Origin of the sequence: Amycolatopsis sp. WQ 127309 (assembly GCF_023023025.1) — a bacterium.
Classification (GTDB): domain Bacteria; phylum Actinomycetota; class Actinomycetes; order Mycobacteriales; family Pseudonocardiaceae; genus Amycolatopsis.
In genome coordinates, this window is the sequence record NZ_CP095481.1 from 2,257,766 (window position 1) to 2,276,182 (window position 18,417).

Consider the following 18,417-nt stretch of genomic DNA (forward strand, 5'->3'; position numbering starts at 1 on the left):
ACCGGTGAGCCTCGAAGCCTCGGCGATCGCGTTGACCACGGCGGTCGTAAAGGCCGCGGCGAAGATCTGGCTCGGCGACCGCCCGATCGCCGCCGACGCCACGGCCAAGGTCTTCGACCTGCTGGAGAAGCAGGTCACCGGGCTCAACGACCGCCGCAAGCTCCGGCTGCTGTTCACCAACCTCGAGTCGCGGGTGGCCGACCGCCTCCTGCCGTTCCTCGACGTCGAGTTCCGCGCGCTGCCGGAGCACGAGCGGGCCGCCGCGGTGGACGCCGCGCGCGAGACGTTCGACCGGGCCGCGCTGACCGACGACGACCTGTTCGCGACCGACCTCGACGCCGCGTTCCTGTACCGCTCGCTGCTCCGGACCGTCCCCGGCGTCCCGCGCGAGTTCCTGCTGTCGGCCGACACGGTGGAGCTGTACCAGCGCGTCCTCCGGGAGTGCTGCGCGTACCTGGTGCAGGTCACGAGCACGCTGCCCCGGTTCCAGCCGGGCGCGCTCGTCGAGATCCTCCAGCGGGAGACGGAGATCCTCGAGACGGTCCGCAACGTGCTGGCCGCGCTCCCCGAACGCCGGCACCCGGACGACTTCGCCGCGGACTTCCGCCGCCAGGTCGTGACGGCGCTCGACCGGATGGCGTTGTTCGGCGCGGGCCTGGCCGACGCGACGCGCCTGTACCCGCTGTCGGTCGCCTACCTGAGCCTGAGTGTCAGCGCCGACCAGGACGGCGTGTCCGGCGACCGGATCGAGCACGTCCTGCCGCACACGTCGCGGATCCTGCTGCGCGGCGAGGCCGGTTCCGGGAAGACGACGCTGCTGCAGTGGCTGGCCGTCCAGTGCGCGAGCCGGAGCCTGCAGGACGTCGAGGGCTGGGCCGGCCTGGAGCCGTTCCTGGTGCGGCTGCGGCGGTTCAGCCGGTCCCGGCTGCCGGCACCGGAGCAGTTCCTCGACGAGGTCGGCCGCCACATCGCCGACGAGATGCCCCGCGGCTGGGTGCAGGAGCGGCTGCGCCGCGGCCGGGCCGTGCTGCTCGTCGACGGCCTCGACGAGCTGCCGGACGACCGGCGCCGCGAGGTGCGGGACTGGCTCCGCGAACTCGTCGTGGCGTTCCCGCGGGCCCGGTACGTCGTGACCACCCGCCCGGCCGCCGTGGCTCCCGACTGGCTGCACGGTGAGGGTTTCACCGAGGTCCGGCTCCAGCCGATGACCCCGCGCGACGTCCGGACGTTCGTCACCCGCTGGCACGCGGCCATGCCCGGCGACCCCCTCGACGACCGCCGTGACGCCCTGATCTCGGCCATCGGCGCGCGCAGTGCGTTGCGGCGGCTCGCCGAGAACCCGTTGCTGTGCGCGCTGCTCTGCGCGTTGCACCACGAGGGCAACGGGCAGCTGCCGGACAACCGGATGGAGCTGTACGAGGTCGCGTTGCGCATGCTGCTCGACAGCCGCGACGTCGAGCGGCGGATCGAGTCGCCGATCCGGCTCTCGTTGACGGAGAAGCTGGTTCTGTTGCGGCACATAGCTTATTGGCTGGTGCGCAACGGTCACACGGACACCTCGATCGCCGACGCCGAGGCGCGCATCGCGGCGAAGCTGCGGTCGATGGGCCAGATCGACGTCACCCCGCGCACGGTGTTCCGCCACCTCCTCGACCGCGGCGGCGTGCTGCGCGAGCCGGTGCCGGGCCGGATCGACTTCGTGCACCGGACGTTCCAGGAGTACCTGGCGGCCCAGGCGGCCGTCGAAGAGGACGACATCGGCATCCTGATCGCCAACGCGTACTGGGACGAGTGGCGCGAGGTGGTCGTGATGGCGGCGGGCCACGCGCATCCCGCGCAGCGCGAAAGCCTCCTGGACGGGTTGCTCACCTGGGACGCCGACGAGGCGCAGCGGCTGAAGCTCGACTTGGTGGCGCTGGCTTGCCTGGAGACGTCGCCGGAGCTGAACGAGCGGCTGCGCAACGAGATCGAGGACCGCGCGAGCACCCTGATCCCGCCGAAGTCCACCGAGGAGGCGGCGGCGCTGGCGGCGGCCGGCGAGTTCGTCCTCGACCTCCTCGCCACCTGCGAACCCGAGCCCGCCGAGGTCCCGTTCCTGCTGAACGCGGTCGCGCTCGTCGGCGGCGCCGCGGCCCTCGACCTCCTCGCCCGGTACGCCGGGAGCGAGGATCCGGACGTCGCCTCGACGCTGATTGCGGCGTGGGACAAGTTCGATCCCGAGGAGTACGCCGAGCGGGTGCTCGCGGAGTCCCCGCTGGTGGACGGTTTTGTCAGCGTCCGCGACCCGGCGATGTCGGCGAACCTGAAGCACTTGCGCCGGCTCGTGGGGCTGCGGTGCGAGTTCGGCGACGGTCACGGCCGGCTGGACTTCGTTCGCGACCTGCCCCGGCTGAAGGTGCTCGGGGTCTCGGACCTCGCCGGGTACGACCTGCCGGCGCTGGCCGGCACGGGCCTGAAGCAGCTCGCGCTGACCGGACCGCCACTCCCGCAGTCGATCGACCTCGCCCCGCTCGCCGAGGTGCGCGGCCTGACTTCGATCGAGGCCCGGATCGAAACCCACGGCTGGGCGGCGCTGGCGAGCCTGCCCCGGCTGAAGGACCTCCAGCTGAGCTGGATCGACGACCCGGCGCGCCTGGCCGACCTCACGGCGCTGACCGGCCTGCGGTCGCTGTCGCTCGGCAACGTCTTCCGGCTGACCGACCTGACGCCGCTGGCGTTCCTGACCGCGCCGGTTTCCCTCAGCTTCCAGGGCTGCCAGGCCCTCGCGGACGTGTCGCTGCTGCGCCGGTGGGCCGACCGGCTGGGACGGCTGCGGCTGATCGCCTGCCCGGCCGTCGACCCGGCCCCGGTCGGCGAGCTGACCGAGCTGCGGTTGCTCGATCTCACCGGCGTCGAGCTGACCGACGTGTCGGTGCTGTCCGGGCTGAGCCGGCTGCGGACGCTGCGGCTGCGGGCGCTCCGCACGGTGCCCGACCTAACGCCGCTGGCCGATCTCCACGAACTCGAAGCACTGCGGGTGACCGGGTCGGGTCCGCTGGACCTGCGGCCGCTCGCCGGGCACTCCGGGCTGCGCGTCGAGGTGAGCACCCACATCGAACTCATCGGAGCCGACTCGCTGGGACCCGGCAGTGCCGTCGTCACGCTCAACTCGGCCGAAGTAGATTCGGGACCGTGATCGACCACATCAGCGTCACCACCGAAGCCGGTTCCTTCGACGCCATTGCCGCCGGGCCCGAAGACGGGCGGCCCGTGATGCTGTTGCACGGTTTTCCCGAAGCCGCCGTCGAGTGGGAGCACCAGGTCGCCACCCTCGGGGTGCTCGGCTACCGGGCCGTCGCGCCCGATCAGCGGGGGTATTCGCCCGGGGTGCGGCCCGAACCGGCCGCCGATTACCGGATCGATCACCTCGTCGGGGACGTCATCGCCATCGCCGACAAGCTCGGGTGGGGGAAGTTCGACCTCGTCGGGCACGACTGGGGTGGGGCCGTCGCCTGGTGGACCGCCGACGCGCACCCCGAACGGCTGCGCAGCCTGGCCGTGGTCTCGACGCCGCACCCCGCCGCGCTCTCCGCCGCGATGAAGGCCGATGAGGACCAGTACCTGCGGACGCAGTACATGACCGAGTGGCGGCAGACGCGCGTCACCGAACGGCGGATGCTCGAGAACGACGGCCGGGCGCTGCGGGACATGTTCGAGCGGCGGGTGTCGCCGAGCAAGGTCGACGAGTACATCCGGCGGCTGTCCGAGCCGGGGGCGCTCACCGCCGCGCTCAACTGGTACCGCGCGGGCCGGCCCGGCGGGAAGATCGGCAAGATCGACCTGCCGACGCTCTACATCTGGAGCACCGAGGACGTCTCGTTCGGCTCGACCGCCGCGCTCGACACCGGCAACTGGGTCACCGGGCCCTACCGCTTCGAGATGCTCGAGGACGTCACGCACTGGGCGCCCGAGGAGGCGCCGGAGTCCGTCACGACGCTGCTCGTCGAGCACCTCGACGCGCGGTAGCCGCCCATCACCCTGCCGTGATCACCGCAGCCACCCGCCTCGCGGTACGGGACACCCGCGGCCGTCGTGTCTACTGGGGCGCGTGGATACCGCGACCGAAACCGAGACCGAGCGAGTCGTCTTCGTCACCGAAGACGGCGTGCCCACCGGCGAGACCGGGCCCAAGCTGGCCAGCCACCACGAGCACACCCGGCTGCACCTGGCGTTCTCCTGCTACGTCCTGCGTCGCAGCGACCAGGCCCTGTTGATCACCCAGCGCGCCCACGAGAAGAAGGTCTGGCCCGGAGTCTGGACCAACAGCGTCTGCGGGCACCCCGCGCCGGGCGAGTCCCTCGAGGACGCCGTCCGCCGCCGCGCCGCCTACGAGATCGGGCTGCCGTCGCTGTCCGGCCTGCACTGCGTGCTGCCGAAGTACCGGTACCGGACGCCGCCGTTCGAGGGAATCGTCGAAAACGAGTTCTGCCCGGTGTTCGCCGCCTGGACCGACACCGAGCCCGCGCCGAACCCCGCCGAGGTCGACGGCTGGCGCTGGATCTCCTGGAACGACTACACGGAGTTGTTGACCGACAAGACGGCTAATGTGAGTTACTGGGCCAAGGACCAGTTCGAGCAGCTCAAGGGCATAAAGCCGTTCTCGGACCTCTGACGCCCCGACTCCGCTGAGTCACCAGCGACCTCCCGTTTGAGCGAAATTCACTTTCGTCCGTACCCACACCTCAAGCACGAGCACCTCTACGACGACAACCAATGCGTGGTGGAGGTGGGCATGGTCGCCGAGGACGAAGGCGCGCTGCGCCGGCCCGGCGGACCCCGGCCGCCGGACCTGCTCCGCCTCCACGAGGCCGTCGCGAGCCTGCTCGCCACCCAAGGCGACTGGCGTCGCGCCTACCAGCACCTGCGCTCGGCGCTCGACATCGCGCGCGACGGCAGCCTGCGCGACGCGCTGACGTCGAGCTACAACCGCCGGTACCTCGACGAGCGCCTCTACGGGCCGGTCACCGGCCGGCACCCCGCCCGGCCGCGGCCGCCGCTGGCCATCGCGCTGATCGATCTCGACCGCTTCAAGCTCGTCAACGACACGTACGGTCACCTCGTCGGCGATCGCGTCCTCCGCCGGGTGGCCGACCTCCTCCAGGAGGAACTGCCCGAAGACGGCTTCTGCGCTCGGTACGGCGGCGAGGAGTTCGTGCTGTGGCTGCCCGGCGTCGACGTCGGGGCCGCCGTCCGCATCGTCGACGCCGCCCGGGTGCGCGTCGCCCGTCACCCGTGGTCAGAACTCCAGCCGGGACTCCGCGTGACGATCAGCGCCGGGCTCGCCCACGACGGTGCGACCGAGGCGGACGCGGAGCCCAGTCCGGAGCGCCAGCTTCGGTGCGCGGACACCTTGCTTTACGCCGCGAAACGTGCCGGGCGGAACAAAGTCGCCTATCACGACGCGCAAACCACTCGGTTAATAACCCACTCAGAGTAACGTAAACTTCGGATTACCCCGGATTGAGTAAAGGCGTCTTCACCCGTTTGTCGACGCCAAGCAGCCGTTCGTCGACTCAAGGTGAAGAAAATTCCGGGAGGGTGTCGTCACGAACGGGGGGTATCCGTACGATAACGAAAACCTCCGGGGGAACGATCACCTCTGGCGGGGGAAGACGGCCTAGTCGAAGAGCCGCCCTGCGACCGCGCGAAAGGAGACCGAGTGCCGGACGAGCACGACAGCCCGGGAACCGGTCGCCGCGTCGATGGTCCAGCGCGACCCCGAAGCGGCAGACGCAGGTCCATGGAGGACCAGGGCGGGATCAGCGTTTCGGACGTCGTCGCCAAGACCACCGGTGTCCGGCCTGTCCCGCCGCGTGATCAGCAGGACCGCACTGACCAGCCGGGACACCGCGCGCACGGGGCCGAGCCCGCCGCCCAGCCCCGGGCCGCGCAGCCGCCTCGGGCGCATGCGCCGCGACCGGCGCAACCCTCCTCGGACAACCCGGCACCCGCGGACGCCACACGGCAACCGGGCCCCCCGCGGCCGCGGCAGCCCCGCCGCTCGACCGCCGCCGCCCCGCAGCCCGAGGCCCCGCTCCAGCGCCGCCCGCCGGCCACGAACCCCGGTCAGCAGCAGACGTCGGCCGCGCAACAGCCGCCCCGCCGGCTCCGTCGCCCGGCGCCCGCTCCGGACGGCGCAGTACCGCCGCGGCCGGACGCGCCGGCACTCCAGCGCCCCCCGGGGCCCGACGCGTTTCCGGTGAAGCGGCCACCAACTGCCCCGCCGAAGCCCGCTGACGGCCCGGCGGCGAAGCGCGCCGCCGCGAACGAGTCGTCGGCGCCGGGACGCGTCCGACCCGCCGGGGAAACCCCGCCCGGGCGGCGTCCGCCGGCCGACTCGCCGGCGGCCAAGCGCGCGGCGGCCAAGGAATCTTCGGCACCGGGACGCGCCCGGCCCGCCGGCGACACCACCGCGCCGCGGCGCCCGCAGGCCGACGCGCCGGCGCAGCGCCCCGCGGCCGCGGCGGCCGACACCACCGCGCTCCGGCACCCGCAGGCCGACGCACCCGCCGTGGGCGCGGTGCCGTCGCGCGCCGAGCTCGACCCGCTGACCATGACCGACGAGATGGAAGCGATCGACGAGGCGACGCAGTACCGCCGCAAGATCGACCACACCCTCGCCCGGTTCTCGGCCGCGCACGACGAAGGAAACGCCGAAGAGGCGAAGCGACGCGAACGCCGTGAGCGGCTCTCCCCCGCTTCGCTGATCGAAAGCACGCGTACGGCGCTTCAGCGCGTCGTCACCCCGATCGGCGGCGACGAGCCCGAGGTCGACGCCGCCGAGCTGGCCGCGCAGACCCGGCTGCAGGAGAAGAAGCAGCGGAAGAACGAGCGGGTGAGCCGGTTCGGGCGGATCGCCGCCGCCTCCGTCGCGGCGCTCGTCTTCCTCGGCGTCGGCGGCGCGTGGGGCGCCCAGACCTACTTCGACGCGAAGTTCACACAGATCTCGGCCCTCGACGAGAACTCGTCCGACATCCAGGACGCCGCGGCGCAGGCCAACGACGAGAACTTCCTCATGGTCGGGTCGGACACCCGCGACGGCGCGGCGGCCGAAGAAGGCGTCGGCACGGCGGACAGCACGCCGGGCGCGCGCTCGGACACCGTGATGGTGGCGCACATCCCGGCCGACCGGCAGCGGGTCGTCGTCACGTCGTTCCCGCGCGACCTCGAGATCGACCGGCCCGACTGCCAGCGCTGGGACCCGGCGCAGAACAAGGACACCGACGAGAAGGTCCCCGGCCAGAAGATCGCGAAGCTCAACACCGCGTACGCGGTCGGCGGGCCGCCCTGCATCACGAAGGTGATCCAGCAGATCACCGGGCTGCGGATCAACCACTTCGTCGGGATCGACTTCAACGGCTTCAAGGAGATGGTCGACGCGGTCCACGGCGTCACCGTCCACAACGAGATCCCGATCGACGACACCATCCTCGGCAAGGTGCTGCTGGAGACCGGCGACGTGACGATCTCCGGTGACCAGGCGCTGAACTTCGTCCGCGCGCGGCACGTCAAGGGCGACCCGACGTCCGACTACGGCCGGATCAAGCGGCAGCAGGCGTTCATCGGGGCGCTGCTGAAGAAGGTCATGTCGTCCGACGTCGTCCTCGACCCCGGGAAGCTCAGCGACTTCATCACGGCGTTCGCGAAAGCCACCTTCGGCGACAACCTCGGCGTCAAGCAGATGATGACGCTCGCGCAGTCGATGAAGGGCCTCGACCAGTCGAAGATCTCGTTCCTCACCGTGCCGACGGTCGGGCTGCCCAACAACCGCGGCAACGAGGTCCTCGTCCGCAGCAAGGCGAAGGCGTTGTTCGACGCGCTGCGCAACAACACCGCGCTGCCCGACCCGAACGCGCCGATCCCGCAGAGCGAGCAGCCGCCGCCCAGCAGCTCGTCGAAGTCGTCGTCATCGTCGTCCAAGACCACGTCGAAGACGTCGAGCGGCAGCAAGAAGACGAGCAGCACGAGCAGCACGGGCTGACGCGCGAGGATCGTTAGTCCGGGTTCACGTGCGGTTCACCCGGCGATGCGGTATCGGACCACGGTTGGCCGTAGGGTTGGGCCATGCGTGAGGCTTACCATGTCGAACTCGAACAGCTCGCCGACAACCTGGCGGCCATGTCGCTTCAGGTCGCCGACGCCATGGAGCGCGCCACGCGGTCGCTCCTGGAGGTCGACCTCAGTCTCGCCGAGCAGGTGATCAGCGACGACGCGAAGGTCGACGACGCCCGCGCTCTGTGCGAGGAGCAGGCGTACGCCCTCCTCGCGCTGCAGGCGCCGGTGGCGACCGATCTGCGGACCGTGCTCGCGGCGATCCACGCCGCGGAAAGCCTGGAGCGGATGGGCGATCTGGCCCTGCACGTCGCGAAGGCGGCGCGGCGGCGGCACCCCGAACCGGTGCTGCCCGACGCCGTGCGGCCGTACTTCGCCGAGATGGGCGAGGTCGCGGTCAAGCTGGCCCGGCAGACCGAGGTGGTCATCAAGACGAAGGACGTCGAGGCGGCGAAGTCGCTGGAGTCCGACGACGACCAGGTGGACGACATCCACCGCCACCTGTTCACCGTCCTGATGGACCGCGAGTGGCCCCACGGCGTCGCGGCCGCGGTCGACGTCACCCTGCTGGGCCGCTTCTACGAGCGCTACGCCGACCACGCGGTGTCGGTCGCGAAGCGGATGATCTTCGTGGTCACCGGAAAGATGCCGGGCTACGGTTCCGACGACGACATCTGAGCCTCGTTCGACAGGAAAGCCCCCGGCCGGCGCCGGGGGCTTTTCTTTGTGTATCAAATGGTTTCGAACATCCACTTCGGACACTACCCGGACAAAAGAAGAAGGCCTTTCTCGCCGGCCCCGAGCGCGGGCGAGAAAGGCCTTCCGTGACAACGACTACTCAGCCGAAACGGCCGGAAATGTAATCTTCCGTGGCCTTCTCGTCCGGGTTGGAGAAGATCTTCTCCGTGTCGTTGAGCTCCACCAGCCGGCCCGGCTGCCCGACGCCGGCGAGGTTGAAGAACGCCGTCTGGTCGGAAACCCGGGCTGCCTGCTGCATGTTGTGCGTGACGATGACGATCGTGTAGTCCTTCTTCAGCTCACCGATCAGGTCCTCGATCGCCAGGGTCGAGATCGGGTCCAGGGCCGAGCACGGCTCGTCCATCAGGAGCACGTCCGGCTGCACCGCGATCGCGCGGGCGATGCACAGACGCTGCTGCTGCCCGCCCGACAGGCCGCCGCCCGGTTTGTTGAGGCGGTCCTTGACCTCGTTCCAGAGGTTGGCGCCGCGCAGGGCGCGCTCGCCGATCTCGTCGAGCGTCTTGCGGTTCTTGGTGCCGCCCAGCTTCAGCCCGGCGACGACGTTGTCCCGGATGGACATCGTCGGGAACGGGTTGGGGCGCTGGAACACCATGCCGATCGTGCGGCGCACCTGGACCGGGTCGACGGCCGACGCGTAGATGTTCTCGCCGTCCAGCAGGACGTCGCCCTCGACGCGGGCGCCGGGGATGACCTCGTGCATGCGGTTCAGCGTGCGCAGCACCGTCGACTTGCCACAGCCCGACGGGCCGATGAACGCGGTGACGTTACGCGGCGGCACGGAGAGGGAGACACCGTCGACGGCGTGGAACTTGCCGTAGTAGATGTCCACGTCCTTGACGTCGATTCGCTTTGCCATGGCTACAGCTCACTTCTTCTTCGGGGCGACAAGGCGCGCGAACACGGTGGCGAGGAGGTTGATGATCGCGATGATGAGCACCAGCGTCAGCGCCGCGCCCCAGATCCGGTCGAAGCCGACCGAGCCGGGGTCCATCGAGTTGGTGACGCGCTCGTTGTTCATCAGCAGCGGGAGCGCCGCCTGCTCGCCGCTGAAGATGTCCCAGTTCGTGTAGGCCGAGTAGCCGACGAGGACCAGCAGCGGCGCGGTCTCGCCCATCACGCGGGCGAGCGCCATCATGATGCCGCCGATGATGCCGGACAACGCCGTCGGCAGCACGATCTTCACGATCGTCTTCCACTTCGGCACGCCCAGCGCGTAGGAGGCCTCGCGCAGGTCGTCCGGGACGATCCGCAGCATCTCCTCCGACGAGCGGACGACGACCGGGATCATCAGCAGCACCAGGGCCAGCGACACGGCGAAACCGCTGCGCGGCAAGCCGAACGTGGTGATCCAGAGCGCGTAGATGAACAGCGCGGCGACGATCGAGGGGACACCGGAGAGGATGTCGACCATGAAGGTGGTGGCCTTCATGAGCTTTCCGCGGCCGTACTCGACGAGGTAGATCGCGACGAGCATGCCGATCGGCACCGCGATGATCGCGCAGACCAGGCCCTGCAGCAGGCTGCCGATGATGGCGTGCAGCACGCCGCCGCCGACCTCGTCGGACAGGTAGTTGCCCAGGTCCTGCGACCACCAGTTGCTGTACGGGATGCGCTTGATGCCGTTCGCGACGACCGTGTACAGCACCCACACCAGCGGGACGACGGCGATCAGGAACGACAGCCAGACCAGCGTGGTCGCCAGCCCGTTCTTGACCTTGCGGGCCAGGCTGACCTGCTGGAACGCGGGAGTCGTGGCGGGGGCTTCGAGCGTGGTGGTCATGCTCACTCTCCCTTCTTGCCGATGACGGACCGCGCCGCGAAGTTGACGAGGAACGTGAGCACGAACAGCACCAGGCCGGCCGCGATGTACGCGCCCGCCGAGATCTCGTTGTTGAACTCGCTGTAGTTGGCGGCGATCTTCGAGGCGAACGTCGAACCGCCGTCGAAGAGGCTCCAGTCGAAGTTCCGGCCCTGCGGGATGAGCAGGATGACGGCCAGCGCGATCGTCTCGCCGAGCGCGCGGCCGAGACCGAGCATCGACGCGCCGATGTAGCCGGCCTTGCCGAACGGCAGCACGGTGGTGCGGATGACTTCCCAGCGCGTGGCGCCGAGCGCCAGCGCGCCTTCGAGGTGCGGGGTCGGCGTGCGCTCGAACACCTCGCGCGAGAGCGAGGTGATGATCGGCAGGATCATCACGGCCAGCACGATGCCGGCGGTGAAGATCGTGCCGCGCACGCTCGGCGCGACGTTGCCGGGCGCCAGCAGCGGGAACCACGAGAAGGTGTCGTTGATCCACTGCGAGAACGGCTCGATCGCCGGCGCGAAGACCAGGATGCCCCAGAGGCCGAAGATGATCGACGGCACCGCGGCGAGCAGGTCGATGACGTAGGCGAACGGCCGCGCGAGCCGCTTCGGCGCGTAGTGGGTCAGGAACAGCGCGATGCCCAGCGACACCGGCATCGCGATGATCAGCGCCACCAGCGACGTCGCCACCGTGACCTCGAGGAGGTCGAGGATGCCGAACGACATGTTCGCGGGGTCGTTGGTCGACCAGCCGTGGTTGGTCAGGAAGCTGGCCTTGTTGGCCTGCAGCGCGGGGATCGCCTGGATGAGCAGGAAGAGCCCGATCAGGCCGATCAGGGCGACGACGAAGATCCCGGCCCCGGTGGTCAGGTTCTGGAAGATGCGGTCACCGGGCCGCACCTTCTTCCGCTTCTCGCTCGCGGGCGGCTCGGGCACCGCCGTCGAGGTGGGTTGCTCCGAAATCGGATCCTCCGGGGGCGTGGTGGCGGACGACGAACGCCCACCGGGGTCGCCGGTGGGCGTTCGCGTCGAGGATGACTCGCTCATCAGCTACTTCTGACCAGCCTCTATCAACTCGGGTACCAGTCGCAACGCGGGGTCAGGAGATCGCCTGGACCGCGGCCAGGACCTTGGTCTGCAGCGACTGCGGGATCGGCACGTAGCCCTTGGCGGACAGCGGCTGCTGACCGTCGGTGGCGGCCACCGTCAGGAACGCCTTGACGGCCTTCGAGACATCGGCGTTCGCGTACTTCGAGCAGACGATCTCGTAGGTCGTCAGCAGCAGCGGGTAGGCACCCGGGGTGTTGCTGGCGTAGATGCCGTTGAGGTCGAGCGCGAGGTCGTTCGTGCCGTCCTTGAGGAACTTGGCCGAGTCGAGCGACTTCGCCACGTTCTCCGAGTTCAGCTCGACGCCGCCGGAGCCGCTGTCGATCAGGGCCGGCGTGAGGCCGTCCTTGGCGAACGCGCCCTCGACGTAGGTGATGGCGCCGTCGGCGGCCTTCACCGCGGTCGCGACACCGTTGGAGCCCTGCGCACCGTTGCCGACGCCACCGTTGAACTTCTTGCCGGCACCCTTGGTCCAGTCGGCCTTCGCCGCCGCGCCCAGGTACTTCTGGAAGTTGTCGGTGGTGCCCGACTCGTCGGCGCGGGAGACGACCTGGATGGCCTTGTCCGGCAGGTTCGCGCTCTCGTTGCCCTTGACCGCCTTGATGGCCGGGTCGTTCCACTTGGTGACGCCGCCGCTGAAGATCTTGGCGATGACCGAGGGGGTCAGCGTCAGCTTGTCCACACCGGACAGCTTGTAGGCGACGGCCACCGGGCCGACGACCATCGGGATGTTCCAGGCGGGGCTCGCGCAGCGCTTGGTGGCCGCGTCGAGGTCCGCGCCGGTGGCCGGCGAGTCCGAGCCGCCGAAGTCGATCTGGTTGGCGTTGAACTGCTTGACGCCGGCGCCCGAGCCACTGGGGTTGTAGTTGACCTGCTGGCCCGAGCACTTCTTGCTGTACTGCTGCGTGAAGATGTCGATCGCGTTCTTCTGGGCCGACGAGCCTTCGGCGGACAGCGGGCTCTTGCCGCCGCACGCCACGTCGGCCGTGCCGGTGGCGGCCGGAGCCGCAGCCGAGTTCGAGCTGCTGCTGTTCGTCGCCGCCGGGTCGGAACCACAGGCGGCGAGCACGAGCGCGGCGCTCGCCACGATGCCGACCGCGCTCAGGGGCCGCATGATCTTCACTGCATTTCCTCCATCAGGAGCATCACGGGTTCGGCAGCGGCGTGTTTCGCCGCGCCGGATCCGGACATTAGGCAGCCCTGGTGGACGGTCAGCCGTGAACAAATGAACGCAAAGTGAACAAGGCCCCGGATGTGAGCAGTGCGACTACTCCGAAAGGATGCCGTGTCCTGGCCGTGACCTGGGGGTTTGCCGACAGTGACGGACCGCTTGCACGGCGTCCAACGTGGTCACCGACCGTACTGGACGTCGGTCTCGTGACGCGTGAACCCGAGCTTGGTGTAGACCGCCAGCGCCGGGGCGTTGTCGCCCTCGACGTACAGGATCACCTGCCGCATCCCCTGCTCCGCCAGGTACCGCAGCCCGGCCAGCGTCAGCGCCCGGCCGAGGCCGCCGCCCTGGGCGGCCGGGTCGACGCCGACGACGTACACCTCGCCGACGCGCTCGCCGCCGAACCGGCCCGGCGTGGCCTCGTGCACCTTCGTCCAGTGGAAGCCGATCACCGCACCGTTCTCCTCGGCGAGGAAGAAGCCGGCGGGGGCGAACCACGACCGCCGCTCGTCGGCGCGGATGTCGTCCGCGGTCATCGCGCCCTGCTCGGGGTGCCAGTCGAAGGCGCGCGCGTTGACCTGGACGACGGCGTCCTCGTCCTGCTCCGGCACGAAGGTGCGCAGCGAGACTCCGTCGCGCAACACCGGCTCCGGCCAGTCCGCGCCGTCGACGGTGGTGTGCAGGATCAGCAGTTCGCGCTTGCGCTCCAGCCCGGTCCGCAGCGCGAGCTGCCGGGCCGCGGGGTGGTCGCCGTGGGCCCAGACGCGGAACCCGACGGCGGCGCGCTCGTCGAGCGCCTGGAGCAGCTTCGCGCCGTACCCGCGGTTGCGGTGGGCGGGGTGCACGAGCAGCTCGGCGACCTGGTGGCCGAAGGAGTCACCCGTGGTGTCGAGGTGCGCGTAGCCGACGACGTCGCCTTCGACGCAGGCGACGAGGTGCTCACCGCCGTCGAACTCGCCCGGCAGCGCGCCGTCGGGTTCGACCTCGGGCCGCCCGTCCGCCTCGCGCACGGCCAGCAGCAGCTGCCGCACGTGCGCGAGCTGCTGCTCGTCCAGCTCCTGAAGCCATTCCCCGTCTCCGCTCACCCCTGGACCGTACCCGGGACCGGAGCAACGCGAAGGTCGTGCGGGACGTCCTGGAGAGCGTGGGGGACCTAGTGCGCGTGTTCGGGGGTGTCGGCCGGGGCCTCGGCGGACGCCTGCACCGGCAGGTTCGGCCGCTGCTGCGCGCCCTTGGCGGGCCGCTCGAACTTGTAGCCGACGTTGCGCACGGTGCCGATCATCTGCTCGTGCTCCGGGCCGAGCTTGGCGCGCAGCCGCCGGACGTGGACGTCGACCGTGCGGGTGCCCCCGAAGAAGTCGTAGCCCCAGACCTCCTGCAGCAGCTGGGCGCGGGTGAACACCCGCCCGGCGTGCTGCGCGAGGTACTTGAGCAGCTCGAACTCCTTGTAAGTGAGCTCCAGCGTGCGCCGCTTGAGGCGCGCCGTATAGGTCGCCTCGTCGATGACCAGCTCGCCGACCCGCAGCTCGGCGTCGACCTGCGCGGAACCGCCGTCGCGGGTGGTGACCAGCCGCAGCCGGGCGTCGACCTCGGCCGGGCCCGCCGTCGGCAAGAGGATGTCGTCGGTGCGCCATTCGGCGCTCACGGCCACCAGGCCGCCTTCGCCGACGACGGCGATGATCGGGGTGGAGGCCTCGTCTTCGCCGGTGCCCTTGAGCAGCCGGCAGAGGCTCTTCGCCGAGGCCAGATCGCTGCGCGCGTCCAGCAGGATGACGTCCCGGTGACCCGCGTCGAGCAGGGCGGTCACCTCGGGGGGACGGACGCGTACGGTGTGCGGCAGCAGGTCCAGCGCGGGCAGCACCGACGTGGCATCCGCTTCCGCAGTCAGTACCAGAAGGTCCAGGCTCATGAGCCGCACCGCCTTCTCAAGTCGTCGCCTCACGGTGGCGTTAGTCGGTGCTAAGTGAGAATAGCGGCTCGACGGCCGGGTACCTAACCCTTGCTGGATCGATCACACCTGGAGAAACCCCCGGTGCGCCCGACGAACCCCGAGCAACCCCGACGAAACAGGAGTACGGACGCGATGGTGAGCAGGCCCGTGACCCGGGACGACCGACCCGCACCGAGGCCGGACGCGCGACGCCGCGGCCGCCGGGGCCGTCGCTGGGTGATCGCCCTGGTCGTGCTGGTGCTGCTGCTGGTCGGCGCCGACTTCGGGGCCGCCGCGTTCGCCGAGCACACGATCTCGCAGAAGGCGCGCGAACAGCTGCAGCTGACCGACGACCCGTCGGTCACCATCCACGGCTTCCCGTTCCTCACGCAGGCCCTGGGCGGTGACTACAGTCACATCAGCGTGTCGGCCGCCGGCGTGCCGGTCGGCGACAAGCTCCAGGACGTCGCGCTGAACGCCGAGCTCGAGGACGTCACCGCGCCGCTGTCGGACCTCACGAACGGCAACACCAAGGCCATCACCATCGGCAAACTGACCGGGGCGGTCACCATCAAGGCCGCCGACCTGGCCCGCATCTCGCCGCTGGACAAGATCAAGGACCTGCGGATCGAGCCCGCGACCACGGACTACGTCCAGAACGGCGACTCCGGGCAGGCCGAGCCGACGCCGACGACCACCACGACCGCCGCCGACGGCCAGCCGGTCGACGAGTCGAGCACCGGCGTCCGCATTTCGGGACACCTTCAGTTCGCGGGCAAGGATCTGGAAATCTTCTGCTTCGCGATGATCGAGGCGGACGCGAAGGCGGGAACGATCACCTTCGCGCCGAAGCGGCTGCAGTTCGGGAATGACCAGGAGACGACGGTCGTTCCCCAGGCGGTGCAGAAGGCGCTGCTGCCGAACTTCAACGCGTCGATCGCGACGAAGGACCTGCCGCTGTCGGTGACGCCGACCGGCGTGCGGGTGCAGAGCGGATCGGTGACGATCAAGGGCGAGGCGTCGAACGTGTCCTTCGCGGACCTGAGCAAGTAGGAGTGACCGGTGACGGGGCTGTGGGTGCTCGTGGCGGTGCTGGTGGCCGGGACGGCCGCCGGGCTGCTGCTGCGGGCCCGCAACGGCCGGGTGCGGGAGGCGCGGGACGCCGATCCCGTGCGTGAGCTGCCCGGCCCCGTCGCCGCCGTCCTCGACCCGGCGTCCGCCGTGACGCTGGTCCAGATCTCCACCACCTTCTGCGCGCCCTGCCGGCACGCGAAGGCCGTCCTCGCGCCGCTGGCCGAGCGCACCGACGGCCTGCACCACGTCGAACTCGACGTCACCAACCAGCCGGAGGTCGCGCAGGCCCTGGCCGTGCTGCGGACGCCGACCACGATCGCGCTGACCCCGGACGGCCGGGAGCTGCTGCGCGTCGGCGGCGTCCCGAAGGGCCCCGACCTCCTGGACGCACTCCGCCCGCACCTCACCACGCACACCCCCTGAACCCCACCTTTGTTTGCACTCGCACATTCACTTTCCCTAGGAAAGATGCGTCCAGGGGGTCGCGCGGTCCCAACAGGCGGGAATCGTCCCAAGGTATGAACGTGGTTCCCACTCTGAGGGAGCACTGGGTACCCTCGCACCCGTGACCAGGCTGACCACCTTCTTGACGCAGCGACGCGCGGTAGACCTCTGCCGCGTCCGCAGCAGCCTGTGTCGCCTTCAGCCAGACCAGCGCTGAACGACGTCTTCACCGCCTCGGTCCCCAGCCAGCCTGAAAACGCTGACGCGTGCCGTTCGCACGCATCCCCTCTGCTCCAGCTGGAGGAACCATGTCCGCCGGACCGGCCGTCGACCCGCGTGGCCCGCGGTTCGCCGCCATCCTGACGACGATCGTGCTCGCGGTCGTCCTGGTCACCCAGTGGTGGCCGTTGCTGGCGATCCAGACCGTCGTCTTCGCGATCGGCGCGTTCGTCGGGCTCAAGCCCGCGCCGTACTCGATCGCCTACCGCTACCTGGTGGCCCCGCGCCTCGGCCCGACGACCGAGCGGGAGGACGCGGCGCCGCTGCGGTTCGCCCAGGCCGTCGGGTTCGTGTTCGCGCTCGTCGGCACCATCGGCTTCGCCGTCGGGATTACGCCCCTCGGCATCGTCGCGACGGCCTTCGCGCTCTTCGCGGCCTTCCTCAACGCGGCCTTCAACTTCTGCTTGGGCTGCGAAATGTTCTTGCTCCTCAAACGCTTCAGTCCCGCCCGCGCGTCGTCCTGAAGATCCAACCCAGAAAGAGAGTTCATCTCCATGAGCCGTGAAGACGTCCTGGTCACCACCCAGTGGGCCGAGGAGAACCTGGACACCCCCGGCGTCGTGTTCGCCGAGGTCGACGAGGACACCACCGCCTACGACGGCGGCCACATCCGGGGCGCGGTGAAGTTCGACTGGCGCAAGGACCTGCAGGACGGGGTGCGCCGCGACTTCGTCTCCAAGGAGGGCTTCGAGAAGCTCCTGTCGGAGAAGGGCATCTCGAACGACGACCGCGTGATCCTCTACGGCGGCAACAACAACTGGTTCGCCGCCTACGCGTACTGGTACTTCAAGCTCTACGGCCACGAGAACGTCCAGCTGCTCGACGGCGGCCGCAAGAAGTGGGAGCTCGACGGCCGGGAGCTGAACTCCGACGACGTCAAGCGCGACACCACCGACTACAAGGCCAAGGACCAGGACCTGTCCCTGCGCGCGTTCCGCGACGAGGTCGTCCAGTCCATCGGCGCGAAGAACTTCGTCGACGTCCGGTCGCCGGACGAGTTCTCCGGCAAGCTGCTCGCCCCGGCGCACCTGCCGCAGGAGCAGTCCCAGGTCCCCGGCCACATCCCGGGCGCGCTGAACGTGCCGTGGGCGAAGGTCGCCAACGAGGACGGCACCTTCAAGTCCGAGGGCGAGATCGACGAGCTCTACAAGGAGCAGGGCATCGACGCCGGCAAGGGCACCATCGCCTACTGCCGCATCGGTGAGCGCTCGTCCATCGCGTGGTTCGCGCTGCACGAGCTGCTCGGCCACCAGGACGTGAAGAACTACGACGGTTCGTGGACGGAATACGGCTCGCTGGTCGGCGTGCCGGTCGAGTTGGGAGCCAAGTGATGGCGGTCGACGACAGCTGCGGCGCACCGGTCCAGGAGGCCACGCCGGCGGACTACGACACCAAGGGCCAGGTCGTCCTGGCCGGCAAGGTGACCGGCGCGGACGGGCCGGTCGGCGGCGCGTTCGTCCGGCTGCTGGACGGCGGCGGCGACTTCACGGGCGAGGTCGTCTCCTCGGCCGACGGTGACTTCCGCTTCTACGCGGCGCCGGGCGAGTGGACCGTGCGCGCGCTGCACCGCAGCGGCAACGGCGAAGCGTCCGTCACCGCTTCCGGGCCCGGCCTGCACCAGCTGGCCATCTCGGTCGCCTGAGTTCTGCTCTGCCGTGAGGGGCACCTTCAGGGACTTCATGTCCCTGAAGGTGCCCCTCACGGCTTTCGGCGGCAGCGGCGGTTTCCCCGACGGACAGCATGAGACGAGTTGACCTCG

Annotated in this window: 18 protein-coding genes; 12 read left to right on the plus strand and 6 right to left on the minus strand. The window is 70.0% G+C overall.

The window, feature by feature from the left end; translation table 11 throughout:
• Window positions 1-4 precede the first annotated feature (4 nt).
• The 6 genes from MUY22_RS10220 (at window position 5) to phoU (ending at window position 8,769) form a co-directional block, all read left to right on the plus strand.
• On the plus strand, window positions 5-3,175 hold the full coding sequence (locus MUY22_RS10220; protein ID WP_247059094.1) for an NACHT domain-containing NTPase: 3,171 nt from the start codon (window positions 5-7) through the stop codon (window positions 3,173-3,175).
• Entirely contained in the window at window positions 3,172-4,005 is an 834-nt protein-coding gene (locus MUY22_RS10225; RefSeq protein ID WP_247059097.1) for an alpha/beta fold hydrolase, read from the plus strand. Before MUY22_RS10220 ends, MUY22_RS10225 begins: the two co-directional genes overlap by 4 nt.
• Window positions 4,006-4,087: 82 nt before the next feature.
• Complete coding sequence (gene idi / locus MUY22_RS10230) at window positions 4,088-4,651, plus strand: isopentenyl-diphosphate Delta-isomerase (RefSeq protein ID WP_247059098.1); 564 nt, start codon at window positions 4,088-4,090, stop codon at window positions 4,649-4,651.
• A gap of 120 nt (window positions 4,652-4,771) precedes the next feature.
• Window positions 4,772-5,476, plus strand: a complete 705-nt coding sequence (locus tag MUY22_RS10235; RefSeq protein WP_247063788.1) for a GGDEF domain-containing protein — start codon at window positions 4,772-4,774, stop codon at window positions 5,474-5,476.
• A 1,083-nt stretch (window positions 5,477-6,559) separates the two neighbouring features.
• The gene (locus MUY22_RS10240; RefSeq protein ID WP_247063791.1) at window positions 6,560-8,020 is read left to right on the plus strand and encodes an LCP family protein; all 1,461 of its coding nucleotides are present in this window, start codon (window positions 6,560-6,562) and stop codon (window positions 8,018-8,020) included.
• Window positions 8,021-8,103: 83 nt separating this feature from the next.
• On the plus strand, window positions 8,104-8,769 hold the full coding sequence (phoU, locus tag MUY22_RS10245) for a phosphate signaling complex protein PhoU (protein ID WP_247059100.1): 666 nt from the start codon (window positions 8,104-8,106) through the stop codon (window positions 8,767-8,769).
• A gap of 160 nt (window positions 8,770-8,929) precedes the next feature.
• On the opposite strand, the gene pstB is transcribed toward phoU, so the two are convergent.
• From pstB to MUY22_RS10275, 6 genes are all read right to left on the minus strand, one after another.
• Window positions 8,930-9,706, minus strand: coding sequence for a phosphate ABC transporter ATP-binding protein PstB (pstB, locus tag MUY22_RS10250; RefSeq protein ID WP_247059102.1), 777 nt, complete (start codon window positions 9,704-9,706; stop codon window positions 8,930-8,932).
• A gap of 9 nt (window positions 9,707-9,715) precedes the next feature.
• Complete coding sequence (gene pstA / locus MUY22_RS10255; protein WP_247059104.1) at window positions 9,716-10,630, minus strand: phosphate ABC transporter permease PstA; 915 nt, start codon at window positions 10,628-10,630, stop codon at window positions 9,716-9,718.
• Between the two features lie 2 nt (window positions 10,631-10,632).
• Window positions 10,633-11,553 carry a phosphate ABC transporter permease subunit PstC gene (gene pstC / locus MUY22_RS10260; RefSeq protein ID WP_247063793.1) on the minus strand — a complete coding sequence of 307 codons (921 nt, stop codon included), beginning with the start codon at window positions 11,551-11,553 and terminating at the stop codon, window positions 10,633-10,635.
• A 199-nt stretch (window positions 11,554-11,752) separates the two neighbouring features.
• On the minus strand, window positions 11,753-12,883 hold the full coding sequence (gene pstS, locus MUY22_RS10265; RefSeq protein WP_247059106.1) for a phosphate ABC transporter substrate-binding protein PstS: 1,131 nt from the start codon (window positions 12,881-12,883) through the stop codon (window positions 11,753-11,755).
• 227 nt (window positions 12,884-13,110) lie between these two features.
• Window positions 13,111-14,016 (minus strand): mycothiol synthase, encoded by a 906-nt coding sequence (mshD, locus tag MUY22_RS10270; protein WP_247059108.1) that lies wholly within the window; start codon window positions 14,014-14,016, stop codon window positions 13,111-13,113.
• Window positions 14,017-14,084: 68 nt separating this feature from the next.
• On the minus strand, window positions 14,085-14,840 hold the full coding sequence (locus MUY22_RS10275; protein WP_247059110.1) for a response regulator transcription factor: 756 nt from the start codon (window positions 14,838-14,840) through the stop codon (window positions 14,085-14,087).
• A 174-nt stretch (window positions 14,841-15,014) separates the two neighbouring features.
• Here MUY22_RS10275 and MUY22_RS10280 point away from each other — a divergent pair, with 174 nt between their 5' ends.
• From MUY22_RS10280 to MUY22_RS10300, 6 genes are all read left to right on the plus strand, one after another.
• Entirely contained in the window at window positions 15,015-15,914 is a 900-nt protein-coding gene (locus MUY22_RS10280; RefSeq protein WP_247059112.1) for a DUF2993 domain-containing protein, read from the plus strand.
• 9 nt (window positions 15,915-15,923) lie between these two features.
• Entirely contained in the window at window positions 15,924-16,358 is a 435-nt protein-coding gene (locus MUY22_RS10285; RefSeq protein ID WP_247059115.1) for a thioredoxin family protein, read from the plus strand.
• 142 nt (window positions 16,359-16,500) lie between these two features.
• Window positions 16,501-16,596 (plus strand): putative leader peptide, encoded by a 96-nt coding sequence (locus tag MUY22_RS49725; protein WP_371827599.1) that lies wholly within the window; start codon window positions 16,501-16,503, stop codon window positions 16,594-16,596.
• A 91-nt stretch (window positions 16,597-16,687) separates the two neighbouring features.
• Complete coding sequence (locus tag MUY22_RS10290; RefSeq protein ID WP_247059118.1) at window positions 16,688-17,122, plus strand: DUF4395 domain-containing protein; 435 nt, start codon at window positions 16,688-16,690, stop codon at window positions 17,120-17,122.
• A gap of 30 nt (window positions 17,123-17,152) precedes the next feature.
• Entirely contained in the window at window positions 17,153-17,989 is an 837-nt protein-coding gene (locus MUY22_RS10295) for a sulfurtransferase (RefSeq protein WP_247059120.1), read from the plus strand.
• On the plus strand, window positions 17,989-18,300 hold the full coding sequence (locus tag MUY22_RS10300) for a DUF1416 domain-containing protein (RefSeq protein ID WP_247059122.1): 312 nt from the start codon (window positions 17,989-17,991) through the stop codon (window positions 18,298-18,300). The genes MUY22_RS10295 and MUY22_RS10300 overlap by 1 nt, the downstream gene beginning before the upstream one ends.
• Window positions 18,301-18,417: the final 117 nt, after the last annotated feature.